Source organism: Anaerofustis sp. NSJ-163 (assembly GCF_024135845.1).
Lineage (GTDB): Bacteria > Bacillota > Clostridia > Eubacteriales > Anaerofustaceae > Anaerofustis > Anaerofustis butyriciformans.
Genome location: NZ_JAMYJV010000005.1, coordinates 81,191 through 93,404, shown reverse-complemented (window position 1 = coordinate 93,404; position 12,214 = coordinate 81,191). Strand labels below are relative to the sequence as shown.

Sequence of the window (12,214 nt, the reverse complement as noted above, 5' to 3'; positions counted from 1 at the left end):
AATAACAATGATAAAAGTAACATTTCCGGATGGAAACATTAAAGAATTTGAAAACGGTGTAAGTGTATTAGATGTAGCTGAAAGTATTTCTCCTGCACTTAAAAGAGATGTTTTATGCGCTAAAGTAAATGATGAGATTGTGGATATAAGAACCACTTTAGATAAAGACGTTAGCATTGTATTTTATAAATTTGATGATTTAGACGGCAAAAAAGCATTTTGGCATACTACAAGCCATATCTTAGCTCAAGCAGTTAAAAGAATATATGGCGATAAAGTAAAACTTGCAATTGGACCAAGTATAGATAATGGTTTCTATTATGATTTCGATACAGAAATACCGCTTCTTGAAAGTGATCTTGAAAAAATAGAAGCAGAAATGAAAAAAATCGTAAAAGAAAATATTTCAATTGAAAAATACGTTTTACCAAGACAAGAAGCTATTGATTTTGAAAAGGAACAAAAAGAAGATTATAAAGTTGAACTAATTGAAGATTTACCTGAAGACAGCATTATATCTTTCTATAAACAAGGAGACTTTACAGACCTTTGTGCAGGTCCTCATTTACTTAATACAAAACCTGTAAAAGCAATTAAACTTTTATCTATTACAGGTGCTTACTGGAGAGGGGACAGCAACAAAAAGATGCTTCAAAGAATTTACGGTATTTCTTTCCCTAAAGCAAAAATGCTTGAAGAATATTTAGAAATGCTTGAAGAAGCAAAGAAAAGAGATCATAGAAAAATCGGTAAAGATATGGACTTATTCATGATTTGTGAAGAAGGTCCGGGATTTCCTTTCTTCCTTCCAAAAGGAATGGTTATAAGAAATGAACTTGAAAACTTCTGGAGAAAAGAACATAGAAAAAGAGGATATGAAGAAATTAAAACTCCTCTTATCTTAAATGAAGATTTATGGCATACATCAGGTCACTGGGATCATTATAAAGACAATATGTACTTTACTCAAATTGACGGAAACGATTATGCAATAAAACCAATGAACTGCCCTGGTTCAATGCTTGTATATAAAAGAAAAATGTATTCATACAGAGATTTACCTTTAAGAATAGGTGAACTTGGACAAGTACATCGTCATGAACTTTCAGGAGCACTTCACGGACTTATGAGAGTTAGAACATTTACTCAAGATGATGCTCATATCTTTATGTTACCTGAACAAATTAAAGATGAAGTTATTGGCGTAATTGATTTTATTGATTATGTATATAATATGTTTGGATTTAAGTATCATGTAGAATTATCTACACGTCCAGATGATTCAATGGGTTCTGATGAAGATTGGAACATGGCAACAGAAGCTTTAAGAGAAGCTATGGAAGCAAAAGGAATGGATTATGTTGTAAATGAAGGAGATGGTGCATTCTATGGACCAAAACTTGACTTCCACTTGGAAGACTGTCTTGGAAGAACATGGCAATGTGGTACAATCCAACTTGATTTCCAAATGCCTCAAAGATTTGACCTTACATATGTAGGTCATGATGGGGAAAAACACAGACCTGTAATGATTCACAGAGTAATCTTCGGTTCAATTGAAAGATTTATTGGTATCTTAACAGAACACTTTGCAGGTGCATTCCCACTTTGGTTAGCTCCTGTTCAAGTTAAATTAATTCCTATTACAGACAGAAACCTTGAATATGTAAAAGGAATTAAAGATAAATTGGAAGAAAAAGGCATTAGATGTGAAATTGATGATAGAAGCGAAAAAATGGGATATAAAATCAGAGAAGCTCAACTTGAAAAAGTTCCTTATATGTTAATTGCAGGAGATAGAGATATGGAAGGTAACGTTGTTTCTGTTCGTGCAAGAAAAGATGGTGAAAATTTAGGAGCAATGAGCGTTGATGAATTTATTGAAAAAGCTTTAAATGAAATAAATACAAAAGCACTTTAAAAAAAACACCCTTTTGGGTGTTTTTTTAATTAAAATATTTACCGTTTGGTTTATTATACTTATATTTTTTATAGTGCTTATGACATATTATGTAATATAAAATATATCCGATTACAGCGCTTATTGTATTAAATATCACATCATCAATATCAGCAACACGGCTTACTAAAAAGAAAAATTGCATTATCTCAATAAATAGTGTTATAAAAAATGCACTTTTTACAGTTCTTTTAAAAGTTATTCTTCCTGGAAAAGTTAAAGGAAGTAAAAATCCGTAAGGAAGTAACAACCCAATATTACCAAATAAATTGATGAAAGCTATCATGGAAAGCTTTCCTCCATTTATAAGTTCAGTATATTGTAAACTTTGCCAGTAGTTTTTAATACTTAGAAAAGGAACTAAGTTATAATGTTGTTCATATGTATATTCTCCAACATAAGGAACCAGTGTCATTAAAAATACAATAAGCAGATATATTGATAAAATTAAAAAGCAAAGCCAATTTACTTTTTTGTTTTTTCCTGTCAAAATTTTACCTCTTTTCTAAAAAAAATGCTATTTAATGATACAATAAAGAAAAGCAAAAAACAATTAATATGAAAAAGTTTAATTTTTTCTTAATAAACTTCATTGTAAATTAAAGATATGTTTTTACTACATTGCTATTTATATTTTTTAGATGTATAATATTTAAGATTTCAAATTAATGGAGAATAAAGATATGAGCTTTCAAATAATAAGCGATGGTGCTTGTGATTTACCTAAAAGTTATGTGGAAGAAAATGATATAAAACTTGTTCCTTTTTATGTTTCATTTGGAGATGAAGAATTACACAAAGAGGGTAGTTTTATAACTGTTGAAGAATTTTATACAAAAATGGTCGAAAATCCCACGGTTTTTCCTAAGACGTCTCTTCCCAGTGTTAATGATTATATAGATTCGTTTATACCTTTTGTAAAGAAAAACATTCCGATAATTTGTATATGTATAGATTTAAAGATAAGCGGTTCTTATAACAGTGCAAGAATGGCAAGAGAACATATATTGGATACATATGAAAATGCAAAAATTGAAGTTATTGATTCAACAATACTTACTGCATCGCAGGCTGTTTATGTGAAAGAAGCCGTAAGAATGAGAGATAACGGATTGTCATTTAATGAAACATATGAAAATTTACAAAGAATAAAAGAATTTGGAAGAATACATTTTACTGTGGGTAACGTTGATTATTTAAAACATGGTGGAAGAATAGGCAAGCTTGCTGGTTTTGCCGCAGGAGCTCTTGGTTTGAAACCTCTTATAGAGTTAAGGTATGGTGATATTTATCCTGCAGGTGTTGCAAGAAGCCGAAAAAAATCAATATCGCAAATCCTTGCTTATACAAGAAAATATTTTGAAGAAAGTGGAGAAAATCCTGATGATTTTTCTTTTTGTGTAGGTTACGGATACAGTAAAGAAGAAGGGGAAGAGTTTAGGAAAAAACTTGCTAAATCTTTAAGTGAATATTCAAATGTAAAAGAAGAAGATATTGATATTATACAAATAGGCGCAACAACAGGTGTACATACAGGTCCTTATGCTCTAGGACATGGTTTTATAAAGAAATATGATAAATAGTATTCCTAAGCGAGTTTATATTAATATAAGCTCGCTTTTTTTGTGGTATAATATGTAAAATTAATTTTAAATTGAGGTAGATATGAATAATATAATTTCCATTTTTATTGTATTAATATTATTTTTAATATGTTTAACAATAAGTATTTTGCAGCTAAGTTGTAAAGGTCCGTTGTTAAATAACGCTTTTCTTTTTGCTTCAAAGAGGGAAAGAGAAAATATGAATAAAAAGCCTCATTATAGACAAACAGGAATAGTTTTTCTATTTTTATCAGCAATTTTCTTATGTCTTTTAATTAATATTATATTTAAAATTAAGATTTTCGATTATGTTATATGGTGTTTAATATTATGTACGATACTGTATGCTTTGGTATCTTCAATAAAATTATATAAGTAAAGTTAAATTTTCTCTTGACTCTAACGTTAGGTAATAGTGTATTTTAAATTTGGAGGTAAGATATGAAGTTAACTGTTGGTGAAGTTTCTAAATTATTTGATATTAGTGTGCGCACACTTCATTATTATGATGAAATAAACTTATTAAACCCAAGTGAGAAAAAAGAGAACGGATATAGATATTATACAGATGAAGATTTGGTATTGCTTCAAGAAATTATTTTTTATAAAGATCTTATGTTACCTCTAAAAGATATAAAATATATTTTGAAACAAGAAAAAAGAGATAAGGTTGATATCTTAAATAAACATAAAAAAATTCTTATGTTAAAAAGAGAAAAGATTGACTTATTGATTAAACTTGTTGATGATACTTTAAATGGAGGAAAAACTAAAATGAATAAAGATAATATTGATAAAATAAATATATATAAAGAAGAATATAAAAAAGAAGTGTTGGATAAATGGGGAAAGACTAAGGAATACGCTGAATATAAGGACAAAACATCTTCTTATACAAAGAATAAATGGAATCAAATAGAGGAAGAAACAAAGAAGATTTTTTTACTTTTCTATAAAAATAAGAACAATGATGTAAAAAGCAATGAAGTAAAGGCATTAGTAAGAATGTGGAAGGATTTTATAAGTGATAATTTTTATTATTGTTCAAATGAGATATTATTATCTTTAAGTGATATGTATATAAATGATGAAAGATTTAGAAATAATATTGATAATGTAGGGGAAGGGACTGCAGAATTTATGAGTAGAGCAATAAAAGAATTTGTTAGGGAGAATTAAATGGATAAAAAAAGATTAAAAGAAGAATATAAAAAGAAAAAGCCTGATATGGGAGTTTATAAAGTTAATTTTAATGAAAGTAATAAAATTTATTTAGGAATAGCCGAGGATTTAAAAGGAAACATAAATTCCCTTAAATTTCAATTAAAGTTAGGATCCTTTAGGCAAAGTAATAATTTACAAAATGAATATAATAAATTTGGTGATAAAAGTTTAAATATTGAAGTTGTTGAAATACTTGAATATAAAGATAATAAAGAAAATTATATAGAAGAATTGGAAGAACTTAGAGATTTGGTTATTGAAAATTATAAAGACGCAGAAAAAATAAAATATAGAAAGAAAAAATAATGGTAGAGAAATTCAATATTAATGATTTAGATATTATATTAGATATTTGGTTAAATGGAAATTTAGATGCTCATAATTTTATAAATAAGAAATATTTTTATGATAATTTAGATTATGTAAAAGAAATATTACCTAAAAGTGAAATATATATTTTTAAAGAAGATAATATAATAAAAGGGTTTATTGGGTTAAATAAAGGATATATAGAAGGATTATTTATAAAAAGAGAATACAGAAATCAAGGTATTGGGAAAATACTTATTAGTAAGGCAAAAAGTCTTTATAATGTTTTAAGCTTAAGTGTATATAAAAAAAATAAAAAAGCTTTAGAATTTTATTTAAAACGAGGCTTTGAAATTAAAGAAAAACATATTGATGAAGATACAATGGAGTTAGAATTATTACTTAAATATAAAAAGATGTAGCATAAGCTACATCTTTTGTTTTAGTCTTCAAATAATTCTGTTGAAAGATATCTTTCTCCTGTATCAGGAAGTAATGCAACAATAGTTTTACCTTTATTTTCTTCTCTATTTGCAATGATTGTTGCTGCTTTAATTGCTGCGCCTGAAGAAATCCCGACAAGAATTCCATCGCTTTTTGCAACTTTTCTTGCGCTTTCAAAAGCTTCATCATTTTCAATGGTTATTATTTCATCATAAATATTTTTATCAAGAGTATTTGGAACGAAATTTGCACCTATACCTTGTATTTTATGAGCACCTGCTTTACCTTCAGTTAATACAGGTGATGACTTAGGTTCAACTGCAATAACTTTAATATTTGGATTTTTTTCTTTTAAATATTTACCAACTCCGCTTAAAGTTCCTCCAGTTCCTACACCTGCAACAAAGTAATCTATTTTTCCTTCAGTATCTTCGTAAATTTCAGGGCCTGTTGTATTATAATGCATTTTAGGATTTTCCATATTATCAAATTGGCTTGGAATAAAACTATCTTTTATTTCTTTTTGTAGTTCTTCTGCTTTTTCTATTGCACCTTTCATTCCTTTACTTCCGTCTGTAAGTACAATTTTTGCTCCATATGCTTTTAAAAGCTTTCTTCTTTCAATGCTCATTGTTTCCGGCATTGTTAAAATTGCTTTATATCCTTTTGCAGCTGCTATACTTGCAAGTCCAATACCAGTATTTCCGCTTGTTGGTTCAATTATTGTGCTTCCTTCTTTTAATAATCCTTCTTTTTCTGCATTTTCAATCATTGCTTTTGCAATTCTGTCTTTAACGCTTCCTGCAGGATTGAAAAATTCTATTTTGGCAAGAATATTTGCTTGTAAATTGTTTTCTTTTTCATAGTTTACAAGTTCCATTATTGGTGTTTTTCCAACAAGTTGTGTTATATTTTTATATACTTTCATTTTATCCTCCATAAAATAAATTATTTTTCTTATTTCCTATATGAATACTATGAAATAAATATATATAATATTAAATAAAAAGTCAAGTGAAAAATAAAAAAAAGCAGAAAATCTGCTTTTAAATACTATAGTTTAAATTTTCATCGCTATTTTTTATTAAATCTTCTAATGTAATACTGTTTACGTAATCTTCAATTACTTTATATAAGCCTTTCCAAAACTCTAAAGTTGCACAGGCTCCGCATCTTGTGCAGTTGTTTTTTTCATCTTCAAGGCATGCAATAGGGGCGAGACTTCCTTCAGTAACTCTTAAAATATCACCTACGGTATAATTTTTAGGTTCTTTTGAAAGTTTATATCCTCCTTTAGGTCCTCTTACACTAATTAAGTATTCTGCCCTGCAAAGTTGAGTTGTAATTTGTTCTAAATATTTGATTGAAATTTCTTGTCTTTTTGAAACTTCTTTTAATGTGATGTATTTACCATCGTAATTTTTTGCTAAATCTGTCATAAGTCTGAGTGCATATCTTCCTTTTGTAGAAATCTTCATATAAATACCTCTTTATAATAAAATAAGCTTTTTATAATATAACATAGTCATGTTTAAAAATCAAAGAAAAAAAGGATAAATTCTGTAAAAAAATAAAAAATCAAATGTTTGCATAAAATTTTGTTTAATATTATAATAATTAATATTTAGTATTTAGGGGGATATATGGAAAATACCAGAAATACAATTCAAAAGAAAATTATTTTTAATACGCTTAAAGACATAAATGGGCATCCTACGGCAAAAGAAGTTTATGAAACATTACATACTAAATATTCAACAATAAGCAGAGCAACAGTTTTTAGAGTTTTAAATAATTTAGCAAGCGCAGGGCATATAAATAAAATAAAAATATTGGATAGTTCTGATGTTTATGATTATATAACGGATGGACATCAACATATTATATGTACAAAATGTAATAGAATTTCCAATGTAAATATTTCATTTGATAAAAATATTAGTAGTGAAGTTGAAGAAGAAAGTAAATATAAAGTATTAAGTTATAACTTAGTTTTTAAAGGAGTATGTAGTGATTGTTTAGAAAAAGAAAAACATGAATAATTTTTTTATAATTATTTTTATATGAAATACATGTGAAAATATGTATCTTTTTTTATAAACAATATTTCAATTACAAGTTATCAAAGGTTTTATATAGCTTCATTATCGTTTCATTATATTTTCACATTTGAAAAATATAATATAAACAGTTCAAAGAAGGAGGTCATATATTATGGATGACAAAATTAATGATATGATGACAGATAATGAAGTTGATAATAAATTTGATTCTATAACAAATGATAATGCTAAAGAAAAAAAATTTTTTAAAAAGGAACATAAAAGCAATAAAAAGAGAAGAAATGCTGCTTTTGCTTTGATTGTTGTTGCAATGATGACTACTTCAACATGTTTAGGTTTTGTGGGAGGTGTTGTTGCAAATAAATACTTGGCTACAAATAAAGCTGATGGTGTTACCTCAACAGAAATTCCCGTAGCTTCAACATCGAGTGGTGACAGTACAGAAATGAATGTTTCTACTGTTGTAAAAGCTGTTCAAAGTTCAGTTGTTTCAATTGAATGCCAAAGTGAATCAGAAGCAAATAGATACAGTTTTGGAGAAAGTGCTACTACAACTTTTGCGGGAAGTGGTGTTATTATAACCAGTGATGGATATATTGCAACAAATAATCATGTAGTAGAAGGTGCAAGCAAAATTACTGTTACAACTGCAGACAGTAAATCTTATACAGCTAAACTTGTTGGTAGGGATGAGCAAACAGACATTGCCGTTTTAAAAATAGAAGCAACAGGATTAAAAAATGCGACTCTTGGTAAATCAAGCTCTCTTGAAGTTGGGGATGAAGTTGTTGCAATAGGTAATCCTTTGGGTGAACTTTCAGGAACCGTAACAAATGGTATTGTTTCTGCTTTAAACAGAGAGGTTACTATTGAAAATGAAACAATGAGTTTAATTCAAACAAACGCATCAATAAATGCCGGAAATTCTGGAGGTGGTTTGTTTGATAAAAACGGACTTCTTGTAGGTATTGTAAATGCAAAAGCTTCAGGTGAAAATGTTGAGGGGCTTGGCTTTGCAATTCCAATAGATACTGCAAAAGAAGTTATAGAACAGATAATGGATTATGGTTATGTTAAAGGCAGAGTTACAAGTGGTCTTACTCTAATAGATATTTTAGACAAACAAACTGCAATGCAATATGGAGTAAATGAACTTGGAGTATATATTTACAGTGTAGAGGAAGGTTCGAATGCTGAAAAAGCAGGATTGAAATCAGGATATATTGTAACAGCGGTAAATGATACAAAAGTTGAAAGTGCAAGTGTTTTTAAGGCAGTAATTAATAAATTAGAAGTTGGGGATACAATAAAAGTAACCGTTTCAAACGGTATTAATCAGGGAAGTGTAGAGTATAAGTTAACAGAAAAAACTAATTAATAAATACATGAATATTTCAAGATGAATTCACATATTTTACACATAACTTTGTTAACATTTTTATATAAGCAAAATGCTTATGGATATTCGTTTTAAACGAATAATTCCCTCTTTTAAAAATATGTAATCTAATATTACCGATGCATTTGCATCGGTAATATTAGTATATAAGGAAAATAATGTGATATAATATATTTAAAATTATGGGAGGATATTATGCCAAGGATATTAATTGTTGATGATGAACCTAAAATAGCAGAACTTATAAATAAATATGCTACTTTTGAAGGTTATGATACAGTAGAAGTTAATGATGGTATGAAAGCCATTGAGATATGTAAAAATGAAGATTTTGATATTATTGTAATGGATATAATGATGCCGGAACTTGATGGTTTTTCGGCTGTGAGAGAAATAAGAAAAGTTAAAGATACACCGGTTATTATGCTTTCTGCGAGAGGGGAAGAGTATGACAGAATTCATGGCTTTGAAGTAGGAGCTGATGATTATGTTGTAAAACCTTTTTCTCCTAAAGAGCTAATGATGAGGATTGAAGCAATATTAAAAAGAACTAGACCTCATAAAGATAAAGAAAAAAATGATGTAATTAACATAGATGGAATAAATATAGATTTAGCTGCAAGAATTGTTAAAGTTGAAGGTGAAGTTGTAAATTTAACTCCTAAAGAATATGACTTACTTACATTCCTCGTTGAAAATAGAGGGATTGCCCTTTCAAGAGAAAAGATTATTTCCACTGTTTGGGGATATGATTATTACGGTGATGACAGAACACTGGATACGCATATAAAACTCCTTAGAAAGAATTTGGGACCTTATTCTAATAAAATTGTAACTTTAAGAGGAGTTGGATATAGATTTGAAAAAGAAGACTGATTTAAGCTTAAAATGGCGTATGTTTAAGTATTTCGCCATATTTGTTGCAGTAGTACTAATTTTTTTATGGTTTTTTCAGATTGTTTTTTTAGATGCTACTTATAAATTTATAAAAACAAAAGAAATAAAGGAAGCAGCTTCAAAGATTTCTCAAAATTTCAATGAGCAATATATTGAAGAAATTGCATTATCGAAAGATTTTTGTGTTTTGATTTTAGATAGTTACGGTAATGAAGCTTTTTCTATAAAAACTTCATCAAAATGTACTATACATAAATTATCTCCACAAGGTATAGGATACTATGTTTCGAAAGCAATAGATAATAATGGAGAATTTTTGGAAAAATCTATGCTATCAAGGGAAGAAAAAGAATTTAGATTTGGCAATATTATTTTTTCAAAACCGGAAAGTATAGTTTATACAAAAATAGTAAATGTTGGGGATACTTTTTATGTAATGCTTCTTGATTCAACAATTTCTCCTATTAATGCAACAGTTTCAACTTTGAGGGCACAACTATTTTGGATAACAATAGGGCTTATAGTATTTGCGAGTATTTTAGCTTTTTGGATTTCCAAAAGAATTTCTTCTCCTATAGAAAAGATAACCGGTAAAGCAAGAGAGCTTGCAAAAGGTAATTATAAAGTAGAAGAATTTGATGGTGGATTTAAAGAAATAAATGAACTTGTTAGTACTCTTAATTATGCTGCATCAGAAATAGATAAAAATGAAGAATATAGAAGAGAACTTATTGCTAATGTTTCCCATGATTTACGAACACCTCTTACTATGATTATTGGTTATAGCGAGATGATCAGAGATTATCCTGATAAAACAAAAGCAGAAGATATTCAAACTATTATTGATGAAGCAAAGCGTTTAAGTAATCTTGTAAATGATACATTGGATATGGCTAAATATGAATCGGGAGCAGTAGAGCTAAATAAAACTACTTTTGATTTAACATTGGAAGTAAAAAATATTATATTAAGATTATCTACTTTTACTGATTATGATATAACCTTTAATTATGATAAGCATGTATATATTAATGCAGATGAACTTCAAATTTCACAGGTAATTTATAATTTACTTACAAATGCAATAAATTATACAGGTGAAGATAAAGTTATAAAAGTTAATCAGATTATTAATTCAAATACTGTAAAAATTGAAATTTCAGATACAGGAGAAGGTATACCAGAAGAAAAACTTCCAAATATATGGGAAAGATATTATAAAATAGATAAAACTCATAAACGTTCTGTTGTCGGAACAGGGCTTGGGCTTTCTATTGTAAAAACGATATTGTTAAGACATGGTGCAAGATTTGGTGTTAGAAGTCAGGTAGGAAAAGGAAGTACTTTCTGGTTTGAATTAAAAATAAAAGATAATAAGAATAAAGATAAGAAGGAATAAGCTAAGCTTATTCTTTCTTTTGTGTAACATATATTTTACAAAACATTGAATAATAGTATACTTTATGATATAATATAATGCAGAAAATTTATGGAGGGGTAATATGTCAGGACATTCTAAATGGTCAACAATTAAACATAAAAAAGCGAAAACAGACGCTCAAAAAGGTAAAATATATACAAAAATGGCAAAACTTATTGCAGTTGCAGCAAGAGAAGGTGGTTCAGATCCTGATCTAAATGCAAAATTAAAAGATGCAATTGCGAAAGCAAAATCAAACAATATGCCAAATGATAATATTGAAAGAGCTATCAAAAAAGGTGCCGGAGAGCTTGGAAACAGCGTATACGAACAAATCACATATGAAGGATATGGAATCGGTGGGGTTGCAGTTATTGTTGAAGCTTTAACAGACAATAAAAACAGAACTGCCGGAGATGTAAGATATTACTTTGATAAAAATGGTGGTAACTTAGGAACAACAGGATGCGTATCTTTTATGTTTGATAAAAAAGGAACAATTCTTGTAGATAATGACGGAAGTGTTGATGAAGAGGAACTTATGATGATTGCACTTGATAGTGGTGCAGAAGACTTTGATGTAAGTGATGATGGTTTTGAAATTACAACACAACCTGAAACTTTTTCAAAAGTATGTGATGCTTTAGAAGAAAATGGGATAAAAACATTATCAGCTGAAGTTGCTATGGTTCCTAAAAATTATACAAAGTTGGAAGATGAAGAACAAATTAAGAAATTTGAAAAAATGCTTGAAATGTTCGATGATAATGATGATGTACAAGATGTATATCATAATGCAGAACTTCCTGATGATTATGAATAATAATTTTATAAAGCCTTAAAAGATTTTTCTTATAAGGCTTTTTTATTTAATAGAATTAAACAAATTTTGTA

The 12,214-nt window shown here is 28.3% G+C and carries 14 protein-coding genes; 11 read left to right on the top strand and 3 right to left on the bottom strand.

Going from position 1 to position 12,214, the window contains the following annotated elements; translation table 11 throughout:
* The first annotated feature begins 7 nt into the window (after positions 1-7).
* Positions 8-1,921, top strand: coding sequence for a threonine--tRNA ligase (gene thrS / locus M6G78_RS07920; protein WP_138269630.1), 1,914 nt, complete (start codon positions 8-10; stop codon positions 1,919-1,921).
* 25 nt (positions 1,922-1,946) lie between these two features.
* Here the strand turns inward: thrS and M6G78_RS07915 are convergent, their stop codons facing one another.
* Positions 1,947-2,450 carry a VanZ family protein gene (locus M6G78_RS07915; protein ID WP_253230096.1) on the bottom strand — a complete coding sequence of 168 codons (504 nt, stop codon included), beginning with the start codon at positions 2,448-2,450 and terminating at the stop codon, positions 1,947-1,949.
* 193 nt (positions 2,451-2,643) lie between these two features.
* On the opposite strand from M6G78_RS07915, the gene M6G78_RS07910 reads away from it, so the two are divergent.
* From M6G78_RS07910 to M6G78_RS07895, 5 genes are all read left to right on the top strand, one after another.
* A complete protein-coding gene (locus M6G78_RS07910; protein ID WP_253230095.1) occupies positions 2,644-3,543 on the top strand; it encodes a DegV family protein in 900 nt (299 codons plus the stop codon).
* A gap of 82 nt (positions 3,544-3,625) precedes the next feature.
* Entirely contained in the window at positions 3,626-3,943 is a 318-nt protein-coding gene (locus M6G78_RS10370) for a DUF3784 domain-containing protein (protein ID WP_371922834.1), read from the top strand.
* 62 nt (positions 3,944-4,005) lie between these two features.
* Positions 4,006-4,743 carry a MerR family transcriptional regulator gene (locus tag M6G78_RS07905; protein WP_253230094.1) on the top strand — a complete coding sequence of 246 codons (738 nt, stop codon included), beginning with the start codon at positions 4,006-4,008 and terminating at the stop codon, positions 4,741-4,743.
* Positions 4,744-5,094: a GIY-YIG nuclease family protein gene (locus tag M6G78_RS07900; RefSeq protein WP_253230093.1), complete on the top strand. Its 351-nt coding sequence runs from the start codon at positions 4,744-4,746 to the stop codon at positions 5,092-5,094.
* Entirely contained in the window at positions 5,094-5,519 is a 426-nt protein-coding gene (locus M6G78_RS07895; protein ID WP_138269501.1) for a GNAT family N-acetyltransferase, read from the top strand. Before M6G78_RS07900 ends, M6G78_RS07895 begins: the two co-directional genes overlap by 1 nt.
* Before the next feature lie 20 nt (positions 5,520-5,539).
* Here the strand turns inward: M6G78_RS07895 and cysK are convergent, their stop codons facing one another.
* Both cysK and M6G78_RS07885 read right to left on the bottom strand, forming a co-directional pair.
* Positions 5,540-6,469, bottom strand: coding sequence for a cysteine synthase A (cysK, locus tag M6G78_RS07890; protein ID WP_138269502.1), 930 nt, complete (start codon positions 6,467-6,469; stop codon positions 5,540-5,542).
* 118 nt (positions 6,470-6,587) lie between these two features.
* Positions 6,588-7,019: an Rrf2 family transcriptional regulator gene (locus M6G78_RS07885; RefSeq protein ID WP_138269503.1), complete on the bottom strand. Its 432-nt coding sequence runs from the start codon at positions 7,017-7,019 to the stop codon at positions 6,588-6,590.
* Positions 7,020-7,184: 165 nt separating this feature from the next.
* Between M6G78_RS07885 and M6G78_RS07880 the strand changes: the two genes are divergently transcribed.
* The 5 genes from M6G78_RS07880 (at position 7,185) to M6G78_RS07860 (ending at position 12,143) form a co-directional block, all read left to right on the top strand.
* Positions 7,185-7,583, top strand: a complete 399-nt coding sequence (locus tag M6G78_RS07880; protein ID WP_138269504.1) for a Fur family transcriptional regulator — start codon at positions 7,185-7,187, stop codon at positions 7,581-7,583.
* 172 nt (positions 7,584-7,755) lie between these two features.
* Positions 7,756-8,982, top strand: a complete 1,227-nt coding sequence (locus tag M6G78_RS07875) for a S1C family serine protease (protein WP_138269505.1) — start codon at positions 7,756-7,758, stop codon at positions 8,980-8,982.
* 216 nt (positions 8,983-9,198) lie between these two features.
* Positions 9,199-9,879: a response regulator transcription factor gene (locus M6G78_RS07870; RefSeq protein ID WP_138269506.1), complete on the top strand. Its 681-nt coding sequence runs from the start codon at positions 9,199-9,201 to the stop codon at positions 9,877-9,879.
* The gene (locus M6G78_RS07865) at positions 9,863-11,299 is read left to right on the top strand and encodes a HAMP domain-containing sensor histidine kinase (protein WP_243112247.1); all 1,437 of its coding nucleotides are present in this window, start codon (positions 9,863-9,865) and stop codon (positions 11,297-11,299) included. The genes M6G78_RS07870 and M6G78_RS07865 overlap by 17 nt, the downstream gene beginning before the upstream one ends.
* A gap of 103 nt (positions 11,300-11,402) precedes the next feature.
* Positions 11,403-12,143, top strand: a complete 741-nt coding sequence (locus tag M6G78_RS07860; RefSeq protein WP_138269507.1) for a YebC/PmpR family DNA-binding transcriptional regulator — start codon at positions 11,403-11,405, stop codon at positions 12,141-12,143.
* Positions 12,144-12,214 lie beyond the last annotated feature (71 nt).